The organism is Halalkalibacter oceani (genome assembly GCF_023715605.1).
GTDB lineage: Bacteria > Bacillota > Bacilli > Bacillales > Bacillaceae_D > Halalkalibacter > Halalkalibacter oceani.
Genome location: NZ_JAMBOL010000001.1, coordinates 34,879 through 59,821, shown reverse-complemented (window position 1 = coordinate 59,821; position 24,943 = coordinate 34,879). Strand labels below are relative to the sequence as shown.

Here is a 24,943-nt window from a genome sequence, read left to right as displayed (position 1 = left end):
ACGACGAACGATCGATCATGGAAGAGGACGCCCCATACTGTCCGCCAACTTCTGATAAATCTGTATTTTTTAGCCCCCCTTTTTAATTACTCTTTTTCTATCAAATCTAATATTTTTTCATGCATTAAATGAAAAATATTAGATAAGTCTTCGTAAGTGCTAGCGCTAAAAGATTTTGATCGATAAGGATTAATCTTATTTAGTTCAACTTTAGTGTCACTGAAAATAAGTGCTAAGTTTTCAGTGAATTCTTGTTCAGGATTATTAAGCAAGGTGTTAATTATTCCTGGATTAACTTCACTATCAAATAGTACATCTGCTAGATGATGAGTATCATGGAAGGTTGCTTCAAATGTTCTAATCGTTGAAATATTAAAATCTAACTGTACTAAGTTATTTTGTACAAGCTGTTGTAACAACATAGTCTCTCCTTCGTTAAAGTTGTTTTCATACATTAGTAGTGCATTAGACATGTTTTCTAAAAGAAAGGCACTCTGGTCAATATTATTTGTAAAAGCAATAGTTTCTACAAAACGAAGATTACCTTCTTGTGATTGTTTTTGCGTAAATTGGAATATAATTATCGTTGTTAGTACAACACAAATCAATAACCAATATCTTTTTTTCAAATTTCTCACCTCAAAATTATAATATATCAAAATGGACAAATTTGGAATGGATATCTGATTCTTACACTAGATAGGTCTCGAATGTAAAAGGACCTTCTTATGCATCAAGAAGGTCTCTAGATATCCTTTATATTACTCCGGCTTCATTTTTTTTGATCAACACATCTTCTGATCTTGGGATATTCATGTTAAAATTCATTAACATTTAGTATAGAGCCTAAAAAAGAGGACATCCCATCAGCCACAGCCGATTAGAACATCCTCTCTTTCATTTAATTAACATGCGTCATCTTATCTTCAATTGAAACGCCATCGGGATTGTAGTGTATCTTAATGTTCGTCAAAACCTCTGAGGCACCAAGCTCGACCCCTAACTCCTGGGTACGTTTCAGCAAGCTAAAGACCTCATCAATGTTACCTTCAACGACCGTCTCCATCGGTCCGACGTGATAGCGCAGTCCCGACTCCTTCACCACTTCAACAATTCGCGGAATCATCCCATTCGTATCGACATCCTGACCATTCGGCAGTACTTGAAAACCGGCTGTCACATTATTCATCTTCATCGCTTCCTTTCTTAGGAATAAGAAATGCTCTATTATACCGTTTCCTTTCCGCCGTAAAATTAAACATTCACTCCGTTCAAGATAAAAAAGCTATTCCTGCAATGGTTGAGCGGAATAGCCTTTTTATCTTTAAAAGCGTAAATACCTTGTCTTTAACGCATCAACCATAACGGCAACAAAAATCATCGCCCCTCCGACCATCGTGACAAAATAGGAGGAAATGCCAAGCACTTGCAGTCCAACCTGGATTACCGTTAACAACAGGACGCCTCCAAGCACGCCGGAAATATTGCCACGTCCGCCGGTCAGGCTGACGCCGCCGATAACCGCCGCAGCGAGTGTATACATTAAGAAATCCTGACCAAACGTCATCGTTACGGCACCCATATAAGCAGCGAGCAAATAGCCGGAAAAGCCGGCAAGCGTCCCGGAAATTGTAAAAGCGTAAATTTTGATGCGGTCGACCGGAATTCCACTTACATGAGCGCTTGTCGTATTGCCTCCCGTCGCAAACAGACTGCGGCCGAAGACGGTTTTTTTCCAAATGAAATAAATGAGCACATAGCAAAGCAAAAAGGGGATCGGCAGCACCGGCATGCCTAAAATAGAGCCTTTGCCGATCCACGTAAAGGCTTCAGGAAAGTTAACAATCGAACGCCCCTGCGTCAAGGCCATTAATGCTCCTTGAAGGATCAGTCCCATCGCCAATGTCTCAATCAACGCCGCTGCTTTCAGCTTCGCTATCAAAATACCGTTAATCAGACCGATTAGCAGGCCGAAGAGAACGATGACGATAATAGCAATAAACCAGGGTAAGCCATTATTCATTAAAAAGGTTCCCAGCCCTGCACTGAAAGCCAGCACGCCGGTAACCGACAAATCGATTTCACCGATAATTAACACGTGGGCCAGACCGGCGGTTAACACTCCTAAAACGGCGGTTTGCACCAGAATGTTTTGCAGGATTGAAACCGAAAAGAAAATCGAATTGATCGAACCCATAATTAAAATGGCCGCGATTAAAAGGAACCAGACGATATTATTCGCGCTAAATTCCAGCCAGTTGCGATTTGTATTCAAACTTTTCTGCTGCTGAACGACAAGATTTGTTTCTTTGACACTCATGACGCCTCACCTTCCTTTGCTTCATCCCTAATTCTGATCACCTCATCCGTTGTCAGGTTGAGATTAGCCCTTTCTGTCACAACCTTTCCACGGTCAAAGAAGAGCAGCCTGTCAGCAATTCGTAATAATTCATTGTAATCATTCGTTAAATAGAGCACGCTCAGTCCTCTCACTTTCGTCAGTTCATGAATTAAAGCGAGAATCTCTTCTCGACTTTTGACATCAATTCCGACAGTCGGTTCATCGAGAATAAGCACTTCCGGCTGACAGCTGAGCGCCTTTGACAGGACGACCTTCTGCTGATTCCCACCGCTTAACTGACCGACAGCTTCATTGACGGAGGCGGCGAGGATATTCAGCTTTTCAAAGTATTCCCGCGCATTTTTGTCTTCCTGTCTTTCATCTATAAACCCAAACATCCGCTTCAACGACGATTCCAGAATTGACAAGCTGATATTTTTCTTGATTGACAGCAGCTGGACGACACCTTCCTTATGCCGATCATAGGAAACATAAATGATCCTTTGCCTGACTGCCTGAGCCGGGTTTTTAGGTGTCGGAATTTCACTGCCATTTAGCTTGATCCGGCCGGCGCTGACCGGATGCAAGCCACTGAGCGCACGTGCCAGCTCTCTTGCTCCAGAACCGGGGAATCCTACCAGACCGAGTACCTCTCCCTTGCCTGCTTTAAACGATATTCCTTGCATTCCCTTCCCACTAATATTTTCACAGACGAGCAGCGGCTCCTTATTCTTCATCCGCTCCTCCTCTGGACGCGAGCTAAGTTCAATGTTTTTGCCAACGATTAATGTCGACAGCGTTTCCTCATCAACCTCGCCCTTCTTATAGCCCGTATAACACTGCCCATCACGATTGACCGTAATTGTATCGCACAGCTTTAAAATTTCCTCTAAATAGTGGGAGATCAAAATAAAGCTTGTGCCCTCCTTTCGTAATTCCTCAATAAAATCAAATAGACTGTCTCTTTCTTCAGCTGATAAAGCAGTCGTCGGTTCATCTAAAATCACGAGCTTTGCCTTACTAAATAAGGCCCGGACAATATTGAGCTTTCTCTGCTCCACTAAGGACAGCTTCTTTCCCTTCATCGCCGGATCATAAGAGAGCCCATATTCCGCCAGCGCTTTTGCGGCATTTTCATAAAGCTCCTTCCAATTCACCTGCCCAAGCCTATCCCGCGGCCAGGTGCCTAAAAAAATATTTTCAGCGATGCTGAACTCAGGAATGATCGCCGCATGCTGCGGCACAACATAGATTCCTTCCTGCTGTCTTTCAATTACCGAAAGATGGTTAATATTTTTATCATTGAACAAAACGTCACCTTCATAATCGGTCAGCACCCCGGAAATGATTTTCACAAGCGTTGTTTTGCCGGCTCCATTTTTTCCGACAAGACCGTGAATTTCCCCGTGATCCACCTCCAGATTATTATCAAAAAGGACCCGCTTGTTACCGTAGCTTTTATAAACATGATTGACCTTAAGCAACATCTGTCTCCCTCCTGATCTTGCCAAAAGAGATCCCCAATATTGATTATCGGGGAGCACCTCTCTTTCAGCATGCTTTACCGCCTTAATAGCGAATCCCGTACTCGTTCCAGGCCACATTTCCCCAATGAGTTGGATCATCGACATTGGTTGCATCAATCACATATGGATCAATCACCATATGAGGCCCGGCTTCTCCTTCGATAATTTCAGCTGATTTCCAGTAGTATTTATCATTTTCATACGTTGTACCGACCGGAACCTCTTTCCCTTGCAGTGTATATTCAGCCAGCATCTCCAACACAATTTCTCCGTAGGCGACACAATCCTGATTGATCGTCGCATCATAGTAGCCTTCTTCCACCCTTTGGAGCGCAATCGGTTCAGCATCAATTGTGACAAAAATCACATGTCCTTCTTCGCCAACCTTTTTTAAATGACCGGTCTGCTTTAATGCTTCATACAACCCCATAGCCGGAGTGTCACTCGGTGCATGAACGGCATCGAGGAATCCGTGCTGGGCGATCGCATTTAAGGCGGCATCCTGTGTAAGTCTCATATCACCTTCAGCTGGCATCGCCAAGTAATTGATATTCGGATGCTCCGCCATTACAGCGTCAAAGCCTTCCTTCCGCGCTCTCCAGGCAGAGCTCGACATCGCCCCGTACGCATTGAGAACGACCCCTTTCGCTTCACCATACTTCTCAACAAGACGGTCAATAATTTCCTGAGCTGCCATTTCTCCAGCCTTATAGTTATCAAAAGCAATCGTAAATGCGACATCCCCACCTGTTGTCGGCGTATCAAAGACCCCGACAGGAATCCCGGCATCCCGTGCCTGATCAATCGCAGTAATTAATCCTTCACTATCATTTGGATCAGAAATAATCGCCAACGGTTTCTTTGAAATAAAGTTAACGAATTGATTCATTTGTCGCGCTGAATCAAAATCGGCGACGGCCGATTCAAATTGCCAGCCATATTCCTCCGTTTTCTGCTTCGCAGCTTCCTGCATCGCTACAAAAGCGTAGTAATCGAGGCTTTTATGTGACAGCGCAATCAGCCCGTCCTTCGGCAGTTCACCTGCTCCCTGTTCAGTTTCATCACCGCCTGCCGGTTCCTCTGTTTCCGCTTCCGGTGCCGACGCTTCGCCTTCGTCCGTGCTCGCTCCTTCCCCGCCGCATCCGACTAGAACGAGCGCGAACAGCAACGAAAGAAGAAATGCTGTTAATCCTTTCGTAAACGTCATCATTATCCCCCCATTTTCTCAATTTCTTCATCGGGGCCCTGGCAAAAAGGCTGATCGTTTCCCTTTTTCCCAGCCCCGTCATTGTGGTTTAATAACCACTGATTGATCTCTTCGTCTTAGTTCATCACCCCGCGTAGAACAATGCTCTTCAGCTGGGTCAGCTCCTCAAGCGTATATGCCGATCCTTCACGGCCAATGCCGCTTTTCTTATAACCACCAAAGGCACTGCAAAACGGTCGGTAGCAAGTTCCACCATTAATCGAGACGATCCCGGCCTCAATTCGATTTCCAGCCTCCATTGCCTTGTTCATATCACGGGTGAAAATCGAAGAGTTCAGGCCGTACATTGTATCATTGACAATCTCAATCGCTTCATTAAACGTTTTAAATGAAATGATCGAAAAAACCGGCCCGAAAATTTCCATGTTTTTCGCCACATCCATTTCTCTCGTCACACCTGTAAGGACAGTTGGTTCAATAAATGTACGGTTGATGCGGCGCCCTCCGAAAATCAGCTCGGCCCCCTGCTGGACCGTCTGCTGAATCTGCTGTTCAACACGAATCGCCGCTTCTTCACTGACTAACGGGCCAACATTCGTATCCTGTTCCAGCTGATTGCCGACCTTTTTCGTATGCAGCTTCTCCGTTAAGCGGTTTTGAAAGGCCTCCAACACGCTTTCGTGGACGACGAGCCGCTTGTTGGCGCAGCACACTTGACCATTGGCAAGCAGGCGCCCTTCTATCGCATGATCGACCGCGCTTGCAATATCGCCATCCTCGCAGACGATCAGAGCATCATTTGCTCCAAGCTCAAGAAAGACACGCGACAGGTTTTTCGCCCCGCTTTCGTAAATGGACGTTCCTGTTTCCGTACTTCCTGTAAAGCTGATCGCATCGGCAAGCGGACTTTTCGTTAAATAGGCACCAACATCCTCCCCGTAGCCCGTCACAACCTGCAACACATTTCCCGGCACTCCCGCTTCATGGAGCATCTCCACCATTTTGATAATCGTCAACGGATCATCCTCCGGCGGTTTGATAACAATTGCGTTGCCAGCCGCTAGCGCCGCCCCGGCCTTATGGGCGAACAACTCGACCGGAAAGTTAAACGGAAGCACCCCGACAATCACCCCTAACGGTTCGCGCTTTGTAATCATCAGGTCTGCTTCCAAACCTTCCTGGATTTCCAATGGAATCGTCTGTCCGAAAAGCCGCTTCGACTCCTGCGCAAACTCGTGAAAAAGGTTGGCCGCGACGCCGACTTCATCAATCGCCTGAGCGAGAATTTTGCCGTTTTCGGCACTTAACAGCCGACCAAGTTCCTCTTGCCTCTCCCATAAAGCGCTTACAAAACGTTCGATGATTTCCACACGTTTATAAATTGGCGTGGCTGCCCATACCTTGGCCCCTTCCCGCGCCGCTTCTAACGCCTCCTGCGCATCTTCAATTGATGCCTGTGGCACTGTATCAATCAGCTCCATTGTCGCCATATTACGGACTTCAATGACTTTCTGTGACGTTGCTGCTCTTTGTACTCCATTAATAATCATTTGCATACTATCTCTCCTTCTTATTGATTTGCCAATGCCTGCCAAGGGTCGATCGCAATTTTAATCACTTCCTCCTTGCCATCGAGAGAATACCCTTTTTTGCTCATCGCCTGAATCGCGTCTCCAATCCGGTTAAGTGGCAGCTTATGGGTCACAAGCTGGTCATAAGGCAGCTCCAGCTGTTCGATAATTGAAAGAGTCATCTCCATATGCTCAACATCACTTCCCCAAACACCGCGAATATTGGCATTGTTTCGCAATATATGCCAATGCGGATTGATCTCGACACCGCCAACATCCGTAAAGTGACCCAACTCAATGTACTCCGCACTGTCACGAAGATAGCTTAAGCCTTCCGGTACGGCACCAGGGAAGCCGGCGCATTCGACGACCATATCAGGTCCGCGTCCGCCCTTTGTTTCTGACTTGACCAATTTGATCCGTTCCTGTGGATCCTTCACATCGTCAATATCAATCACCACATCTGCCCCCAGCTGCTTCGCTAATTCAAGACGCCGCTTTGGCCCGCCGACGGCAATCACTTTTGCCGCACCCGAACGCTTTGCAAAGGCAATTGCCCCAAGACCAATCGCTCCCGTTCCCTGAACGAGTACCGTGCTGCCAAAGCGGACACCACCCGCACGTTGAAAGCCGTGAACACAAATCGAAAGCGGCTCGGTTAATACGGCGATATGCGGCTCTAGCTCCGTTTTGAAAAATGATGTATTTTCATACTTGATATGGACATATTGACTGAATCCTCCTGACAGTAAATGTGGTTCCCGGTTTGGCAGGAAGCCGTAAGCTTGAACATGACTACAACGAGTCGGCGTTTTTGCGATTTTGCAGTAATAGCATTCGCCGCAGCTGACACCAGGGACGATCACCACCCGATCTCCTTCCTTCACCTGCTGTCCATTGCTGTCAACAATGTCGACTGATCCGAGCTTTTCAATTTTCCCGCAAAATTCATGCCCCATCACAATCGGGTATTCAACCGTATTCAAATGACCGTAATACATATGGACATCTGTCCCGCACACACCGGCATACTCCGTCCGTAAAATAAACTCACCTTGCTTCGGTTCGGGCACTTCATATTCCCGAATATGAAACTGGCCTTCAATTCCATCAAGTACAGCTGCTTTTGACACTAAGCTCATGCTTTCTCCTCCTGTTCACTTCTATGGTACTAGGACCACCTTGATCGCTTTTCCCTTCCGATTCGCTGAGCAGGCCAGCGCCTCCTCCACATCTTCCAATGAAAACTGGTGGGTAATCATCTTTTCAATTGGATACATTCCACCCGCGATAATCTGAATCGCGCCCTGATAAGCCCATGCACTAAGAAAGGACGAACGGATTGTCAGTTCCTTAAAGGTCATTTGCTTATCCGTTTCGATCTGGACCGGCTGATTGCCGGTCAGACCGAGGTAATTGACGACGCCTCCAGGTTTTGCGTACTCCAGACTTTGCCTTTGCGCCAGAGCCGTACCCGCTGTTTCAAAGACAATGTCAGCTCCTTGTCCGCCTAAGCACTTCTGTAATGTTTCAAACACATTTCCATCGCGGTAATCAAGGACTTCATCTGCTCCGAACTCTCTTCCGAGAGCAAGCCGTTCCTCGCGCGAGCCGACCAACATAACCGGGGAAGCTCCCGCCGCTTTGGCAGCGACAACAGTCAGTAAGCCAATCGGTCCGGCGCCGACAACGACGACGCTGTCTCCAAGCCTTGGCGGTGTCAAATTGACCGCCCGGACTGAGACAGCAAGCGGCTCGGTCAGCACGGCCCTTTTTAACGGAACATGAGACGGGATTTGATGAACAAGGGCATGAGCCGGCACATATAAATACTCCGCCCAGCCTCCATATAAATGGGGCTGCCGTTCACTGCTGATGTTGCAGCCATATTGCCGTCCCTCCTTACCGTCATAAACACAGAGATTGTACAGCCCGGCCCGGCAAGGCTGACACGTTCCGCACGGCAAAATCATTTCCACCGCGACTCTGTCCCCAATCTCCACCTGATGCTTGCCCAATGCCTTCGATCCAGCCGCTTCGACAATACCGATAAATTCATGTCCTGGAATGAGAGGGTAGGGCTCCCCCCAATCCCCTTTAAAGATGTGCAAATCCGAGCCGCATACGCCACACATTTCAACTTTTATAAGAAGGTCTTCCTCATGCAACTCGGGGAGTGGAAATGTTTGCAAACCGATTTTTTCTTTTTCGGTTATCACTGCGGCTTTCACTCGCTTCACTGGCATTCCTCCTTTTACAAATCGTTTTCGCCTACAGAAATCGTCTGTTTTTCTGTATGAGTAAATCTTAATCAAAAAACGAAAAGATGGAGTGAGCCAAAATTTCAAATTAAGTGGATATTTTTTTGATAGCGCTTTCTTAATTGGATGAAGTGGATAATATTTGGAAGAGGTAGAAAATATTTAGCTGGTCCAACAAAAAAAGCCCCGGAAGATCAAAGGCTGATCTCCCGGAACTTCCTTATTGCAAATAGATGGAGCGAAAGCGATTTGGAGACATTCCTGTCATCCGCTTAAACTGTTTACTAAAGTATTTCGGGTCATGGAAACCGACCTTTTCCGCCACTTCAAAAATCTTTAACTCAGAGTGCAAGAACAGTTCCTTCGCTTTTTCGAGCCGAACATCATTCAAATATTCAACAAAGCTTTTTCCGGTTCCTTTTTTAAACATCGTGCTTACATAGCTTTTGCTCAAGCCAACCTCCCGGGACAACTCCTCCAGTGTCAGGTCCTTGGCGTAGTTCTGTTCGATAAAGCTTACAGCCTGCCGGATGACGTGATGACTTCCGCCGATAAATTGCAAGCGACTGTCCTCCAGCTTTTCCAGACCATGATAAAACCAGTTTTTCACATCCTGAAATGTCTGGAGCGCTTTCACCTTTTCCTTATAATCAAGACTGTTGCTGCCCCAATTTTTTGTATGCAAATTGCTATTTGACTTCAAGCCGAGCATCACGGTCTCAACCATTGTCATTGTCGCCATTTTAACCGTTTCGACATCAGTCTGCTCTGTTTCAAACAGCAAAAAGATTTCTTCACATTGAGCTTTCAAGTGAACCCAGTCTCTCATGATTGTTAATTGATGTAACGTATGAAAATCAAGCACTGGCGGTTCAAATTCAGCACTCCCGATCGTCTCAGCAGAAACGAAATGACCGAATCCATTATAAAAACAATGCGCTTCAGCCTTGCTACAAAGCGATTGATAAGTTTTACAAAGAGTTTCCAGTTGAAAGGACATACCTTCATAAAGGTTCATGCTTCCTTCCAGCTCGTTCAATTCAGCAAACAGCTCTCCAGCCATCCTTGCCTTCCATTCAAGTATCTTTTGCTGACTGCTCCCTAAGTCAGCTGGAAAGCCGGTCAGAGCGAGAAACGAAAGGTCCTCCATCTGAAAAAGAAAAGAGATGTTCTTGTCGAACAGCCGATAGAAGGCTCGTTCAACGTTTTTGAGCGAAACAGGACGAGCAAACACAATTTTGAGTATGAGATGGGAAGCCAAAAGCCAGCTGAGTTCCTGATGAATCGGTTGCGGTTCTCCTCCCTTCAAAATGCTTTTGATTTGTTTTTCTTTGATCAAAGCAGCCGATTCCCGCGCTTTCACTTCCAGTCTCTGATAGGATTCCCGCTTTTCCCGCTCTTGCTGAACCTCTTTCGCGATTTTTTGCAGCTGTTTTTCCAGGCTGCCTCCCTCCAAGTCAGTTTTTAGTAAATAACCGGATGCTCCTAGTGCCACCGCTTCCTGTACATATTCAAAATCATCGTAGCAGGTGAGCAGCATCACCTTCATATCAGGATAGCTTTCTTTCGCTTTCCTAGTTAGCTCAATTCCATCCATCAACGGCATCCGAATATCGGTAACGATCACATCAATTTGATGCTCCTCCAAAAGCGCCAGGGCGTCCTTGCCGTTATTCGCCTCTAATAAAACATTCATTTTGTAATCATCCCAGTTTATCATCGCTTTTAGCCCCTGACGGACGATAAATTCATCATCGACTAATAAAACGTTTAACATCCTCTTCACCATCCTCTTTTTCAAAAGATATCGGTAAATAAAGATCGATAGTCGTTCCGTTCCCCTCCCGGCTCGAAATTGAAAGACCGTAGCTTGAGCCGAAATAGAGCTTGATTTTGTCATCGACATTGTGAATGCCAACCCCGCTCGACATCTTACCGCTGTTCGGCTGCCTTTTGGCCATTATCTTCTCGACAGTTTCCGCCGACATCCCTCTCCCATTATCCTTTACCTTAAGGCGCAATAGACCGCCCTCCCGTAAAGCGGCAATTTTGATGTCGCCTTTCCCATCAGAAAAAGCGTGGAAGAAAATATTTTCAACTAACGGCTGCAAAATAAATCGTGGGACATAAGCAGATAAGAGCTCTTTTGGAATGTCATATGAAATGGTAAAGCTGTCCGGATAGCGGAAGTCCTGAATTTTCAAATAAAAGCTCAGTACCTCCAGCTCTTCTTCGAGCATATGAAGATGATTCGTCGCATTTAAACTTGTCCGCAGCAATTTAATCAAGTTTGTTAGCATTTCGCTTATATCAGGTATGTGATGGAGCTTCGCAATCCATTGAACTGAATTTAGCGTATTGTATAAAAAATGAGGATTAATTTGATATTGAAGTGACTGCATTTCGATTTGCTTTTTCTTTTTCTCGTTAATTGAGATTTGTTCAATCAGCGTTTCGATTTCCCGCATCATTTTATTAAAGCTTCGGCTTAAATCTCCTATTTCATCAATACTCGTAATCTCTGACCTGATCTGGAAGTTTCCTTTTTCAACTTCCCGGATATTACGCTGGAGCTGACGAAGCGGGTTAATAAAGCGGCTTGAAAAAAGCCAGGCCAGCACGACCGAAATACAGAAAAAAACCCCCAGCAGAATAAAAACAGTGAGTTTTATCGAATGAAAGCTTTCATTAATAAGCTCTTCCGGAATGAGCGCACCGATTCGCCAGCCGCTAAAAAAATTAATATCATAGATGAAGCGGTTTTCCTGATTCAGCTGTTCAAACAGGTTAATCGTGTTAATGTATTGCTGAGAGCCACCTTCCAGCATTTCCGGGTCTGTACTGAAGATCACCTCTCCAAACTTATCGATCAGCAGCAACGTCCCGAGGTTTTGCAAGTCCGGCCTCGTAAAAAGAAGATTCAATTCCTCCTGTTTCATCTCAATAATAATCGTCACGATATCCGCGTCATCGTGAATCGTAAAAGGATGAACAAGCGAAATGACCTCCCCGGCCAATGGACGAACGGTATACTCATTTTGATGAGGTCCGACCCATGTTTTTTCCCCTATCCTGGTCAGGGCATCCGAAAACCATTCCGTCGCTTCCAGTTCCTTCATTTTTAACCCACTTGCCGTTGTCGCCTGTTGCTTTGCTGCTACTACGTGTATATCTTCAATAAACGTCCGATTATTTTTTAATGCCATTAACAGTTCTTCTGTTTCTTCCTGGTTAAAAAGAGCATTTTCTAAGGCAAGCTGCCCATCTTGATTGACTGCAAGCTGAAGCTGATAATAGATAATCCGTGACATCAAATCCATTTCTTTTAAATAATAAGTGATATTCTCATTAAGCTGGTTTACCGTGCTTTGTGCAAACTCCAGCACCTGACGCTGCACAATTTCCTGCGATTTATAATACGGGATAAAACCAACTAGCAAAATAGGGAGAAGGCTTATAAGTAAAAAATAGGTAAGCAGACGGACTTTTATACTTTTCCGAAACATCAAAAAAAGCGCCTTTATTTCTAACATCTCCTTTTTAGAAACAGCAACACCCCTGGTCAATTCTATTAAACGTATTTAATTCCCCACTCCTTTAAGGCAATATTCGCCCAATGCCTTTTGTCGTTGACATTGCTCTGGTTGACCTCAAATGGAGGAATTACGAGCTGGGGACCGGCAATAGTTGGGCGCAGCTCAGCTTCCTGCCAGTAATAGCGATCATTTGAATACGTTTTAAACGGAATAGGCTTGTTTTGAATTGTATACGTATCGAGTAATTCCACACATATTTCAGCATAAGCAATTGGATCCTGAGATATACTGGCATCGAGCGAACCCTCTTTGATCCACTCATGGGCGATCGGTTCGCCATCGATCGTCACAAAAATAACATGCTCCGCGCTGCCAGCCGGATAAAGGCGTTTTCGCGACTTCAATGCCTCGTAAATCCCGCGCGCCGGCGTCTCAGAAGCAGCGTGCACGGCATCCAGATTTGGATATTCCCATAACGTTTCCTCTGTCACCTCATACATTTTCGTCACATCACCTTCAGTCGCTTTGCTGATTAATTCGATATGACGGTATTGCTGAAGCGTCTTCTCAAACCCTTCCTTTCGCAGCTTCCAGGCGAGACTGCTTAATGATCCGTAACAGTTCAGCACGACTCCCCGGGGCGATCCGTATTTTTCAATTAATAAGCGGACAACCTTCTCGGCCGCCATTACTCCGCCTTTATAATTATCAAACGCCACCGTAATCGAAACATCTCCCTCATTCAGAGGTGTGTCGATCACCCCTACGGGAATCCCCTGTTTTCTCACCTCTTCAATAACTTGAATAAATTCTTCGTTGCTGTCAACGGGATCACAAATAAGAGCGGCCGGTTTTTTCATCGCCGCACGTCGGACTTGCAGTGCCTGCCTCTCCGCATTGAAATTTGAAATCGTCGCCATAAATTCAAACCCGCGCGCCTCCACTTCCCGATGCATTGCTTCCTGCTGTATAATAAAAAAGTAGTAGCCTAAGCTTTTATTCGCATAAACAACCTGTCCTCTTCCTTCCAGGACTGGCTCATGCTTGGCAGAAAACGAACAAGCGGACAGCAAATGAGTACCCATTAACGCCCCCGTGCCAAAGGCACTCCACTGTGCCGTTCTCTTTAAAAACTCTCTTCTACTCATTAAATTACTCATCAGGCTCCTCCATCTCATTATTTCTGTCATCAAACCAAAGCATAGCGAAACTTTAGCATCACCTCACTATTCTCAGGAAATTGCCAGACATGATCCGCCCAATGAATGCGCTTACATTAAAGAGTACGCAAATTCTTCCTTTCCAACTTAAAACTGTGCACATTACATTATTCTCTCAAAAATTCAGACTTTTTTCTGTAGGCTCTTTTATCGTAAACGATTGCTGAATGAATTGCAATTGGTTTTAAGTTCAGTACTTTCATTAAAAGAAGCCTGTAACGAAAGGGAAGAATAACCTTTTATCACAGGCTTTAAATCACTTGGTTATACGACTCCGTTCTTTATTAGTACATTTCTAAGCAGCTCATTTTCTCAACCGTAAGTGGTTTAAACGGCCTTCGATAAGTGCCGCCTCAATTCGTAGGTGGACCAACATATCCTTTTACCGGCTATACGATTCGATTTACTGAAAAGAAGCTCAAACAGCTCTATCCAACACATGACGAATATGTTGAAAAGGTCAAGGCAGCAGCCGAAGCAGCGACCATTCCTGAACCCCATAGACCGAACTTAAACAAACAGCGACTCCCCTAAGAAAGGAGGAAAATAAGCTATCCCACTTTTAAACACCGTACACAAGTGAGCATAACCGCCGCGAGCTTTTAAAAGCCCGTTATGAGCATTTTTTCTCACAACGGGCTTTCGGCATTGCCAATAAGTCAAAGCTGATTTTGTCTCAAGCTCTCCCATACAGCTCCACAATAAAGTCCCGAAACTGCTCCACTACCTTTGGCATAAAGCTTTTCTTCCTCCAGACAATTCCAATCGTCCGCCGGCAGTCGACATCACGGACGGGAAGACAGGAGACTTGATAAGCGTCCATCCTGCTTCGTTTCGGTACGAGGCTTACGCCGAGACCGACGCCGACAAGGCCGGCTACTGTCCCGACTTCCTGTCCTTCAAAGGTGAGTTGTGGAGTGAAGCCGCTCTGCTGGCAAAGTCGATCCGTTATACTTCGCAGCCCCGCCCCTTTTTTAAAGCCGACAAAGGGCTCATTGGCGATGTCCTTCAGCCTGATTTCCTGCCGGTCCGACAGCCGATGACACTGCGGTACAATGACGAGTAATTCCTCAGAAAACAGTTCAACCCATTGAATCTCCGGATCGGGCTCCACAATCGTCGTCAAGCAGACGTCAATATCGCCCGCTTTCAACTGTTCAATTAAATCATGCGCTGTATTTTGAAAAAGCTGAAAGGTAACATCCGGATAAGTAGCGCGATACTTTTCAATCAATTCCGGTACGAAGTCCGTTCCCAGGGTAGGTAAAAAGGAAAGCGTAATATTGCCGCGGTTCGGACTCATTTCACTTTGCAGCTCCTGCTTTCCCTCCTCAATTACCTGAATCGCCAAATTCACTTTCTCCAAAAACAGCTTCCCGTAACGATTCAATTGCACGGTTCTTCCCTGCCGTTCAAACAAAGGAACGCCAAGCTCCTTCTCCAGTCTGGCGATTGAACGGCTCAACGCCGGTTGGGAAATAAACAATGACTGAGCAGCTTTTGTGACATGCTGCAGCTGGGCGACACGTTGAAAATACTCCAGTTGCTGCCATTCCATTTCTTCACCTTCTCCATTCATAACTTGAACGCATGAAAACGATAAGAATTATAAATTAGACATTATCATTTGTCAAAAGTATGCTAGTGTATAGAGAGAAAGTGAGGAACATCATGACATATTTAATCAAAGGAAAAAAAGGTTATTATCAAGCTATTTCGGCTTTATTTTTAGGAAGCTTTGTCAGCTTCATGATTTTATATTCCGTCCAAACCCTTTTGCCAAACTTTACAACTGATTACCATGTGTCCCCCGCCGTAGCAAGCCTGGCTCTTTCCGTCTCAACCGGCTGCCTCGCGGTTTCGATGCTGCTTGTTGCGCCACTGGCCGATGCCATCGGTAAAAAGCGACTGATGACGACGTCTCTGTTTTTAACTTCGCTTCTTTGTGTTCTTGTCGCGTTCAGTCCGAATTTCTCAACATTGCTCGTCATTCGAGCCGTCCAGGGAATCGTTCTTGCCGGCTTTCCTAGCATTGCGATGGCCTATGTCAGCGATGAATTTGACCCGAAAACACTCGGCACTGTTATGGGGCTTCATGTCAGTGGCAATACGATCGGCGGTTTGACCGGCCGCTTTTTAACCGGAGTGCTGACCGAATGGGTTTCGTGGCAGTTCGCCTTGCTTACGATGGGAATTATTAGTCTAGTGATCAGCTTTTTCTTTTTAAAACTGTTGCCGGAATCGAGGCGGCCAGCAAAAGAGACGCCTTCGTTTCGGACATTCGCGCTCTCCATTGTCCAACCATTAAAGGAAGCCCGGCTGCTTTGCTTATTCGCCTTCTCCTTTGTTCTGATGGGAAGCTTTGTCACCGTCTATAATTATTTAGGCTTTCGGCTGCTTGAACCGCCCTTTTCGCTAAGTCAAACGTGGATCGGAATGATTTTCTTCGTTTACTTGGTCGGGACGTTCAGCTCGACGTTTATGGGTCAGGTCAGCGACAAGGCCGGCAAGGCAAAAACGCTGTCTGTCAGCATTCTGATCATGCTCATTGGCGCTGGCTTGACATTAAGCCAGCAGCTGCTGTTTGTTATTCTGGCGCTTTGCATTTTCACCTTCGGCTTTTTCGGCGGACATTCGATTGCCAGCAGATGGGTTGGTGAAGTCGCGGCACGCTACCGGGCTCAGGCGGCATCATTATATTTATTTTGCTATTACCTTGGATCGAGCGTGATTGGCTCAAGCAACGGATTTATTTGGGAGCATTTCAAATGGGAAGGAATTATCACCGTCGTCTGTACGTTAATCGGGCTGGCCCTGGTACTCATCGCGACCTTCCTGACACTTCAGAAACGGCAAAGCGCACAGCCGCCTGCCTCTTTACTGAAAAAGGGAAGCTGATGAAAATAGGCTGTGTCAAAAGGAGAGTCCTTCCTTTCGGCACAGCCACCGGCCATTTTTGGACTGCCATACACCCTTCCTGAATCATGATAGTGATAAGCGATTCGGTCTTGAATCTGATTCTTCCGCTGCTCTTGAGGGCTTGGTTGATGGGTTCTCCATTTGAAATAACCGCTCCGAGATACACCTAAAATGTGACACATCTTCATCACTGAGTGCTCGGAACGATGCTCCTCAATGAATGAAAACTTCATAGCTTTGGTCTGCTGAAGATGTGCATCGCCTTTTTTACAATGGTTAATTCCTCTTCTTTGTCAGCTAATTGACGCTCCTTTGCCTTTAATTCACGTTCCTGATCTCGAATTTGCTGTTCCAGCTTGCGAATCCGTTCCTCGGCAGCCACAGGTTCGTTCTCAAATTCACGATAGTGGGTCGTCCATTGATGCAACGTACTTATGGGAATGTTCAATTCTTCTGCGATATCTGAGACTGTTTTTTTCTGTTCCTGCACAAACTTGACCGCTTGACGTTTAAACTCTTCATTATACCTTTGGCGGGGTTCACCCATTGAAATCCCTCCTCATTCCTACTATCATACCCGATTTTGATTTCCGTTAAAGAGGTGTCCACTTTTTATTCTAGTTGCAGAGGTTCCTTGCGCGTCCCATGAAGGGGCATTTAAATCGAAATAACGGAATGAGGTTCCCTCTTCGTCTTGGCAAGATCGGCTCGATTAGCTTACATTGAGCGTCGCGTTTTTTTAACATGGTCGTTTTAGATAGTCCCTTTTCCCTGCTTTTGCTCGCGCTGTCTTAATTCGACGCGGCGTATTTTACCGGAGGCCGTTTTCGGCAGTTCCGTCACAAATTCAATTATACGAGGGTATTTATAAGGGGCAGTCATATACTTCACATGCTCCTGAAGCTCTTTGACGAGAGCTTCACCGACAAGCTCCGGCTGCTTTAGAATGACAAACGCCTTGACGACGGAGCCCCGTATTTCATCAGGAACAGCGACGACGGCGCACTCTTTGACAGCCGCATGTCTGACGAGCGCATCCTCCACTTCAAATGGCCCGATCGTATAGCCGGAGCTGATAATAATGTCATCAGAGCGGCCCTCAAACCAGAAGTAGCCATCCTCATCCAGCCTCGCCTGATCGCCTGTTAAATACCAGTCCCCGCGGTAGGCGGCTGCCGTGCGCTCAGGATCATCCAGGTAGCCTTTAAACAGAGCCGCCGTACTTTTATGGACGGCGATATCTCCTACTTCTCCTGCCTGCACACGATTCGCCTCTTCATCAATGATCGCGACATTATTACCGGGGGTCGGCTTGCCCATAGAGCCCGGCTTCAGTTCCATTCCCGGCAAGGTTCCGACCAGTAGCGTATTTTCCGTCTGCCCGTAGCCATCCCGCACCTGCACTTGAAAATGCCGCTTAAACGTCTCGATCACTTCCTGATTCAATGGCTCACCCGCGCTGACCATACTGCGCATAGCAGGCAGCGAAAAGCGCTCCAGCTCGTCTAATTTTGCCATCAGCCGATATTCCGTTGGCGTACAGCAAAGGACATTCACTTGATAGCGCTCCATCAGTGTCAAATATTTCTCCGGCTCAAAGCGTCCGTTGTAAACAAAGCCCGTCGCTCCGGCTCCGAGCGTCGACATGAACGGCGTCCAATTCCATTTCGCCCAGCCTGGTGCCGCCGTCGCCCAGACGACATCTCCTTCCTTCACATCAAGCCACTGCGAAGCTACCGCCTGATGGGCATAGGCCCAGCTATGCGCGTGTACCACGCCCTTCGGATGACCGGTCGTCCCGGAAGTATAGTTCAAAAAAGCAATATCGGCGGCCCGCGTCTCGACGATAGCAAACTCTGATGGCTCATCCTGCACCAGCTCTTCATATTGCACCCAGCCGTAGACCTTCTCACCAACGGAAATAAAATGAGTCAAACTATCCGTCTGCGAACGAATCTGCTCAAAGCTTCCGGTCAAGCCGGCCAGGCAAATGGTCGCCTTCGCTTTAGAATGCTCCACCCGGTAGAGCCAATCCTTCTCCCGCAGCATCTCCGAGCCTGGCGAAATAATCAGTCCAAGCTTTAACGCTCCAAGGTAAATGCTGTACGTTTCAGGAATGCGGGGCAGCGTGATGATGACTTTATCCCCCTTTTGCAGGCCGAGCTTTTTCAAGCCGTTCGCCAGCTTGTTTGATTCCCGCCGCAAATCGGCATACGTCTTTTTCTGTCTGTTCCCCTTTTCGTCCTCCCACAGCAAAGCGACCTTCTCTGGATCCTTTGCATGGCGGTCAATATCCTCCGCCATATTGTACATTTCAGGCGCATATAGATCAGCTTCGTTCATGCATGACTCCTCCTCACCATAATATGGAAGCGCTTTCTCTATTATATGAATGTCTCTCCACATTACTACTTTTCTCGCTCTTTTCCGCTTCTCCTTCCGTGATTTAACAAAAATGGTTGAAGGGGATATATCTCCCCCACTTTTCACATCATTTCCAGCGGTGTGAGCCAGCCGGCAAAGTCGCTGCTCAGCTTTTCCTTTTCCGCTTTATCAAAGCTGATGATCACACATGTTGCCGGTCCCGCTGATTTACAGACGTCGATGAAATCACACTCGGCACGGAGATTTCTCACGCCCCACACATGCTCAAGCTCATACTTAATTCCTTTTGACCCGACAGGCACCACTTCGTAAATAGCAGGATGTTTTAGTAAACGCAAAAAGAGGTCTAGTGGAAGTACGTCATCCTTCCTCGTCAGCACCTCTTCTCCGTACAAAGGCAGACCGGCTACCGCAAACGCAGCGTCCGACGGCGTTTTTCCGACTTTCTTTTCGTCCTTTGCGACTTTTCCAAGAACGGTGATGCCGAGCGCCGATTGAACGAGCGGCATATTCGATTCCGTGCTGCCGCCGATCTCAAGCTCTGTGAGACCACTCTTCTGCGACATGTTTTTAATTTCGTCTATTACGATTGGCCAGGCTTCCTCGGAAATAAAATTTTGCACAAGCACAGAAAACGGAACGGCCCCGACTGCCATACATTCCATTAACGCCACGCGGTATGTATACTGACTCAAAATTCGATAAGACGTCTGAACGACGTCCTGCTCCTTTTCCCCTATTCCCCCGGCACCATCTGCAGCAATCACCAATTCTTCATTGGCGGAAAGAGGAATGAAAATCACATCTCTCATCATCGTTTCTCCTTTATCGCTTACTTGGCTTGTCTCTCTATTATACTGCTTCATTGCTGACATTCCCTCGTTATATAATAAAATCATTGGTACGCAAATGAAAGGGAGGTATGTTGATGAAAACATTGGAGCAAATGTTTTTGCATTTGGATTGGGCTAATCAGCGAATTATTGAAGCATTGCAAACAAACAAGACCGAGGACGAGGAAGCTCTCCGCCTTTTTTCACATATTCTTTTAGCGGAACGCATCTGGCTAACTAGATTAGAAGGAAAAGACAGTACGAAACTGCCGATCTGGACTGTGGAAAGCTTGAGCCGCTGCCAGGAGATGGCGAGGGAGAACAAGGAAAAGTACGACGCTTACCTTTCCAATCTAACAGAGGATATACTCGACGAACCGGTCATCTATAAAAATAGCCGGCAAACAGAGTTTCATAGCTCGATACGCGCGATCTTAACCCATGTCGCCCTTCATGGACAGTACCATCGCGGCCAGATCAACAAGCTTCTCCGCCTTGCCGGGGCTGAGCCTGTAAACGTTGATTTTATTACTTTCATCCGTTCATAGATTTCCGGTACAATGCAGCCGTCAGCCGGGAAAGCGCTCCAGCTGACGGCTATTGCCCAATGCTTGAAAGAAAACCCGATTACTCCACTACTTGAATAAACGCCGCCGAACCCTGGGCGGGAAGCGACTCATTGACTCCACCTTCGACCCAAAGCCGTACCGTGTCGCCCACATTCAGCTCGTCAAATGCGATTTCCCCGCTGCTGTTGACGATTACAGCGTGCTTCGACGAGGCATAAATCATGTTATCAACAAGCACAACCTTACTTCCGCGGTTCACTTCAGTAATGGGTCCCGTGATATACGGCTCGGCAGTCGGCACAGGTACCGGATCATCGCTCAGGTTGGCCAGTGGCCCTTCGCTAAACGTAATAAAATCCGTATGACCAAAGCGCTCCGCAAGCTCTTCAAGGTCGACATCTTCAACCCGGCTGACAGCTAACACGAGCTTATTCGACCAGGCGTCAACATAACCCCCCCACATTTTGCGTTCCCCTTTAAAAAAGCGACTCTCCTCCTCAAAAATTTCATCTTGTGCCTTGTCAAGAAAGGCTTTTGAATACGTAACATGATCGATATGCACCTTAAAGGCTTGGCCATCGGTTTCAGAAAGGTAGCTTTTCAATTCATCGGCCACCTCTGAAACATCCGTCTCTTTTGTCACCTGAATCACAAAATCTCCTTCACGCTCATCATGATTGAGATAAAATTCTCCCCTCTGTTCCGAGGACAGCTTCTCATTCATAAAATCATTCAACTTCACCGCAAGCTCTTCTTGATCGTCTCCATAGACTTCAACATAGTCTTCATACTCAATTACCGTGTCGTCTGCCTCTGCTCCATTTGGTTCACTATTTCCCACGCCAGTGGCATTCCCCTGACCACAAGCTCCGATGATAAGCAGTACGCCGATGAGCAGCAGCTTTCTCATTGATCTTCCTCCTTAGCTAGTGCCTTTTTTATAAGACTGCCGCAAAGGAGAAGAAGTTTCACTTTCTTTTTCTTATGAGCAGCTACATTCATTCGATCTTTTTTTAGTAGCTCATTCAAATAGAGAGGAAAGAGTAGCCTCTGAGCAACGAGCGTAATCAAAGCTAGTTTTGTCCCGAACGTTTCTATGATGAAGCTAGCCGCTAAATAGCCGGCGGTCCGAACTTTCCGGCATGATAGTCGCGATAGGCCTGTTTAATTTCTTCCATCGTATTCATTACGAACGGGCCGTAGGGGACAATCTCTTCCTTAATCGGCGCGCCGGAATAGATCAGGAGCTTGGCTCGTCTGCTAGCCGATGTTATGGTAAATTCGCTGCTGTTTTCCGGGTTTCCGTCCTCTTGATACGTCAGCGTGGCGACCCCATGCTTGGCGAGATGAACGGTCTCACTTGTTCCAAGTTCCAGCTCACCTGATAAGACATATAAAAAGGCATTGTGGTTTTCCGGCAAAACATGAGTATAGCTCGCCCCTTTTTCAAGATTGACTTCGGCAAGCGTGATCGGCACGACGGATTGAAGCGGTCCTTTCACGTCACCGAACTTCCCGGAAAACACCTTTACCGAGCCGCCTTCAACGCTCAAGACCGGGGCATCCTCGGCATAAATGTTTTGATACGATGTTTCTGTTTTCCGCTTGCTTTTTGGCAGGTTCAGCCATAGCTGCAGCGTATGAGCGATATCATCGTCAACGCCTTCCTCGGCGTGTCTCGCCGCCCAGCCGGCATTCATGTATTGAACGTCGCCGGGCTGCAAAATATCACGGCCGCCCCCGTTGTCAATATGCTCCAATCTTCCATCAATGACATAAGTGATCGTTTGGATGCCGCGATGGGGATGATCGGAAAAGGCCCCTCTTTTAAACCAATCTTCCGCCATCAAAATAAATGGATCAAAGTCCCGCCAGCGGTCTACTGGCAGCACCCACCCCTTTTGAATAAATGGAAAGGACGCTTCCTCGTATTTGACATACCAATGATCTTTGACTTCTCGTTGAAAAATGTCTCCCATCTCTTTTCCCACTCCTCCCATACACTTTTTATACAAAAAAGTATATTAAATTAGGTAAATCATACATGACTCTGACTGCAATTAGCAATTTTTTTGCCTGGCGATCAGCTGCCCGAGTAGCTTGATCCCTTATTCTTTCCTTTTTTTATACCTTCTAGTATAATTAACTGTCATAGAATGCAATCCAAGATGAAGAATCGAGGAACCGATATGAATAAAACAAAAAAGACAACGAAAGATAAAATACTCGAAGCGTTGAAAATCGACGTTTCATTAACTGTTAACGATTTAACTGAACGATTAAAGATCACCCATATGGCCGTGCGCAAGCACCTCTCAACACTTGAGCAGGATCAATTGATTCAAGCTAAGGAAGTAAAGCAGCCAATGGGCCGACCGTTACAAGTCTTCTCGCTTACCGCTGAAGGAGAGCGGCTTTTCCCAAAAAACTATGAGGGGATCAGCGTCGAATTTCTGCAAGACATTCAGGACTTGCATGGAAAAGAAACGATCGACCACTTGTTCCAAAAAAGAGAGCAGAGACTTGCAGCAGAGTACAAAGCAAGAGTCGAACATAAACGGCCGACAGAAAGAATCTATGAACTGGCCCGCATTCAAAATGAAAAAGGCTACATGACGGATGTCCATCAGTTGGACGAGCAGACGTTTGAATTAGTCGAGCACAACTGCCCGATCCTGGCGATTGCCAAAGAATTTAAGACAGCCTGTCACTGCGAAACGGCAATGTTTAAGCAGGTGATCGGCACAGAAAATGTTAAGAGAGTTTCCTGCAAAACAGAGGGAGATGACCATTGTAAGTTTCTCTTTGCTTTAAAGGAGGCTCTGCCACACAGCGGTTAATCTTTTAGCCGGCGGCGGTGTACAACATCTGTGCTCTGTTTAAGAAGCTTTGAGAAGAGGCCGGGCAAAAGGTAAAAAACCTTAGCCCAGCCTTTTTTTCGTGTTATTCCGGAATATAAGGAAGCTCGCCTTTTTTCGGGATATTGATAATATGAGTATCCGTATACGCCAGAAGCCCTTCTTTTCCGTATTCACGGCCGATGCCTGACTGTTTCACTCCACCAAACGGAAAGCGAACATCAAGTCCTTGCACCGCGGCGGTATTAATCATCGTTGTGCCGGCCTGGATCTGTTTGGCAACTTCAATCGCATGCTCTTCATCGCCCCAGACTGAGCTCGTCAAACCGTAAATGCTGTCGTTCGCTAATTCAATTGCATGCTCATCTCCGTCGAATGGCAGGATTGGCACAGTCGGGCCAAATTGCTCCTCCACTACGATTGGATCATTGTAATCAGCTCCGAGCACAACCGTCGGCTGCAGGAAATAACCTTTTTCAAATACATCCTTATCGAGTACTTTTCCAAGCTTGACAACCGTTGCCCCTTTAGCTGTAGCATCATCAATCAGACTTTGCACAAACTCCGCCTGCTTTTTATTGTTTACCGGGCCGATTGTGACGTCCTTATTAAATGGATCGCCTACCCGGATCCATTTATTCGCTGCTTCAATGTATTTTTCAACGAATTGCTCGTAAATCGAGCGATCGACATAGATTCGTTTGGCAATCATACAAATTTGCCCGGCAGTCAAGAAGTTGGAGATGACGAGACGGCGCATCGCCCGTTCATCATTGACATCAAAATCGTTCAAAATGATCGCCGCATCGTTTCCACCTAATTCGAGCGTCATATTTTTAATCGTATCAGCTGCCGCCTTCATAATATGCTTCGCCGTTCCTGTTCCGCCTGTAAAAGCGATTTTTGCCACTTTCGGATTCGACGTCAACTCAACACCGACGTCGGCTTCCCCATGAACGAGATTCAATACGCCGTTTGGAAATTCCGCTGCGATCATCTCCACCACTTTGCTGACAGCTAAAGGAGCAAGCGGACTTGGCTTCAGCACCATTGTGTTACCTGCCAGCAACGCTGGAGCAATTTTGATCGTTGAGAGCGACAACGGATAGTTCCATGGAGTAATCGCCGAAACAACGCCGATGCCGTCATGGGCGATGATCGTCTTCCCATTTTCGTCCTCTCTCATTTCATTTTGCAAAACGTCCTTCGCATTTTGGCAGGCGAATTCCATCCATGCAAGAGAAACGCCGATTTCCCCCTCTGCATCATAAAGCGGCTTGCCATGCTCCCTAGACAACAGCTCGGCAATATCAGGTGCAGCGGCTTTAATCGTTTGAATCGCTCTTTCCATCCGTTCAATTCGCTCTTCGATTGCCACCTTCGTCCAGCTTGCGAATGCCGTATGTGCCGCATCAATCGCCCGCACTGCATCCTCGCGTGTATTAATTGGCGCATAGCCGGCGATCTGCTCTGGGTGGGTTGGGTTTTCCCGCGCTTCATGTCTCTCCGCTTTTACTTTTTCCCCGTTAATAATCGCTTGAACCGTAATTTGGTCGTTAAACATCCTATATTCCTCTCCTTTATTATCTTACTATCGATATAGTTGCTATAGCAACTATATCAGGAAATAAGCCCTTGCCCCTATATTCCTATCGAAGTGTAACCTAAACATTAGACAAATGACAAATAGTTTGCTTCACTAGCTCGCAAAAAAACC

Annotated in this window: 22 protein-coding genes; 4 read left to right on the top strand and 18 right to left on the bottom strand. The window is 46.5% G+C overall.

Features of this window, described 5'->3' with window-relative positions; all coding sequences use genetic code 11:
• Window positions 1–86: 86 nt before the first annotated feature.
• The 11 genes from M3202_RS00310 to M3202_RS00260 form a co-directional block, all read right to left on the bottom strand.
• On the bottom strand, window positions 87–629 hold the full coding sequence (locus tag M3202_RS00310) for a hypothetical protein (protein WP_251221390.1): 543 nt from the start codon (window positions 627–629) through the stop codon (window positions 87–89).
• Between the two features lie 272 nt (window positions 630–901).
• Window positions 902–1,189, bottom strand: a complete 288-nt coding sequence (locus tag M3202_RS00305; protein WP_251221389.1) for a thiamine-binding protein — start codon at window positions 1,187–1,189, stop codon at window positions 902–904.
• Window positions 1,190–1,324: 135 nt separating this feature from the next.
• Window positions 1,325–2,320: an ABC transporter permease gene (locus M3202_RS00300; RefSeq protein ID WP_251221388.1), complete on the bottom strand. Its 996-nt coding sequence runs from the start codon at window positions 2,318–2,320 to the stop codon at window positions 1,325–1,327.
• A complete protein-coding gene (locus M3202_RS00295) occupies window positions 2,317–3,828 on the bottom strand; it encodes a sugar ABC transporter ATP-binding protein (RefSeq protein WP_251221387.1) in 1,512 nt (503 codons plus the stop codon). The genes M3202_RS00300 and M3202_RS00295 overlap by 4 nt, the downstream gene beginning before the upstream one ends.
• An 82-nt stretch (window positions 3,829–3,910) precedes the next feature.
• Window positions 3,911–5,074, bottom strand: a complete 1,164-nt coding sequence (locus M3202_RS00290) for a sugar ABC transporter substrate-binding protein (protein WP_251221386.1) — start codon at window positions 5,072–5,074, stop codon at window positions 3,911–3,913.
• Between the two features lie 116 nt (window positions 5,075–5,190).
• Complete coding sequence (locus M3202_RS00285; protein WP_251221385.1) at window positions 5,191–6,630, bottom strand: aldehyde dehydrogenase family protein; 1,440 nt, start codon at window positions 6,628–6,630, stop codon at window positions 5,191–5,193.
• Window positions 6,631–6,644: 14 nt separating this feature from the next.
• Window positions 6,645–7,787 carry a zinc-binding dehydrogenase gene (locus tag M3202_RS00280; RefSeq protein ID WP_251221384.1) on the bottom strand — a complete coding sequence of 381 codons (1,143 nt, stop codon included), beginning with the start codon at window positions 7,785–7,787 and terminating at the stop codon, window positions 6,645–6,647.
• Between the two features lie 21 nt (window positions 7,788–7,808).
• Complete coding sequence (locus M3202_RS00275) at window positions 7,809–8,885, bottom strand: zinc-dependent alcohol dehydrogenase (protein WP_251221383.1); 1,077 nt, start codon at window positions 8,883–8,885, stop codon at window positions 7,809–7,811.
• A 241-nt stretch (window positions 8,886–9,126) separates the two neighbouring features.
• The gene (locus M3202_RS00270) at window positions 9,127–10,683 is read right to left on the bottom strand and encodes a response regulator transcription factor (protein ID WP_251221382.1); all 1,557 of its coding nucleotides are present in this window, start codon (window positions 10,681–10,683) and stop codon (window positions 9,127–9,129) included.
• Window positions 10,658–12,412: a cache domain-containing sensor histidine kinase gene (locus M3202_RS00265; RefSeq protein WP_251221381.1), complete on the bottom strand. Its 1,755-nt coding sequence runs from the start codon at window positions 12,410–12,412 to the stop codon at window positions 10,658–10,660. Before M3202_RS00265 ends, M3202_RS00270 begins: the two co-directional genes overlap by 26 nt.
• 65 nt (window positions 12,413–12,477) lie before the next feature.
• Window positions 12,478–13,602 (bottom strand): sugar ABC transporter substrate-binding protein, encoded by a 1,125-nt coding sequence (locus M3202_RS00260; protein WP_251221380.1) that lies wholly within the window; start codon window positions 13,600–13,602, stop codon window positions 12,478–12,480.
• A gap of 405 nt (window positions 13,603–14,007) precedes the next feature.
• On the opposite strand from M3202_RS00260, the gene M3202_RS22670 reads away from it, so the two are divergent.
• On the top strand, window positions 14,008–14,196 hold the full coding sequence (locus M3202_RS22670; RefSeq protein WP_432805959.1) for an alpha/beta hydrolase domain-containing protein: 189 nt from the start codon (window positions 14,008–14,010) through the stop codon (window positions 14,194–14,196).
• A 142-nt stretch (window positions 14,197–14,338) separates the two neighbouring features.
• Here M3202_RS22670 and M3202_RS00255 read toward each other — a convergent pair whose 3' ends face one another.
• Window positions 14,339–15,220 carry a LysR family transcriptional regulator gene (locus M3202_RS00255; protein ID WP_251221379.1) on the bottom strand — a complete coding sequence of 294 codons (882 nt, stop codon included), beginning with the start codon at window positions 15,218–15,220 and terminating at the stop codon, window positions 14,339–14,341.
• Window positions 15,221–15,333: 113 nt separating this feature from the next.
• Here M3202_RS00255 and M3202_RS00250 point away from each other — a divergent pair, with 113 nt between their 5' ends.
• Window positions 15,334–16,560, top strand: coding sequence for an MFS transporter (locus M3202_RS00250; RefSeq protein WP_251221378.1), 1,227 nt, complete (start codon window positions 15,334–15,336; stop codon window positions 16,558–16,560).
• 250 nt (window positions 16,561–16,810) lie between these two features.
• On the opposite strand, the gene M3202_RS00245 is transcribed toward M3202_RS00250, so the two are convergent.
• The 3 genes from M3202_RS00245 to M3202_RS00235 form a co-directional block, all read right to left on the bottom strand.
• On the bottom strand, window positions 16,811–17,128 hold the full coding sequence (locus M3202_RS00245; RefSeq protein ID WP_251221377.1) for a transposase: 318 nt from the start codon (window positions 17,126–17,128) through the stop codon (window positions 16,811–16,813).
• Between the two features lie 206 nt (window positions 17,129–17,334).
• On the bottom strand, window positions 17,335–18,924 hold the full coding sequence (locus M3202_RS00240; protein ID WP_251221376.1) for an acetate--CoA ligase: 1,590 nt from the start codon (window positions 18,922–18,924) through the stop codon (window positions 17,335–17,337).
• Window positions 18,925–19,067: 143 nt separating this feature from the next.
• Complete coding sequence (locus M3202_RS00235) at window positions 19,068–19,832, bottom strand: ATPase (protein ID WP_251221375.1); 765 nt, start codon at window positions 19,830–19,832, stop codon at window positions 19,068–19,070.
• Between the two features lie 62 nt (window positions 19,833–19,894).
• Here M3202_RS00235 and M3202_RS00230 point away from each other — a divergent pair, with 62 nt between their 5' ends.
• Window positions 19,895–20,347 carry a DinB family protein gene (locus M3202_RS00230; RefSeq protein ID WP_251221374.1) on the top strand — a complete coding sequence of 151 codons (453 nt, stop codon included), beginning with the start codon at window positions 19,895–19,897 and terminating at the stop codon, window positions 20,345–20,347.
• Window positions 20,348–20,426: 79 nt separating this feature from the next.
• Here the strand turns inward: M3202_RS00230 and M3202_RS00225 are convergent, their stop codons facing one another.
• A complete protein-coding gene (locus M3202_RS00225) occupies window positions 20,427–21,278 on the bottom strand; it encodes a DUF3221 domain-containing protein (RefSeq protein ID WP_251221373.1) in 852 nt (283 codons plus the stop codon).
• Window positions 21,279–21,480: 202 nt separating this feature from the next.
• On the bottom strand, window positions 21,481–22,347 hold the full coding sequence (locus M3202_RS00220; protein ID WP_251221372.1) for a pirin family protein: 867 nt from the start codon (window positions 22,345–22,347) through the stop codon (window positions 21,481–21,483).
• Window positions 22,348–22,557: 210 nt separating this feature from the next.
• On the opposite strand from M3202_RS00220, the gene M3202_RS00215 reads away from it, so the two are divergent.
• Entirely contained in the window at window positions 22,558–23,208 is a 651-nt protein-coding gene (locus tag M3202_RS00215; RefSeq protein ID WP_251221371.1) for a helix-turn-helix transcriptional regulator, read from the top strand.
• Window positions 23,209–23,311: 103 nt separating this feature from the next.
• Here the strand turns inward: M3202_RS00215 and M3202_RS00210 are convergent, their stop codons facing one another.
• Window positions 23,312–24,790 carry an aldehyde dehydrogenase family protein gene (locus M3202_RS00210; protein WP_251221370.1) on the bottom strand — a complete coding sequence of 493 codons (1,479 nt, stop codon included), beginning with the start codon at window positions 24,788–24,790 and terminating at the stop codon, window positions 23,312–23,314.
• Window positions 24,791–24,943 lie beyond the last annotated feature (153 nt).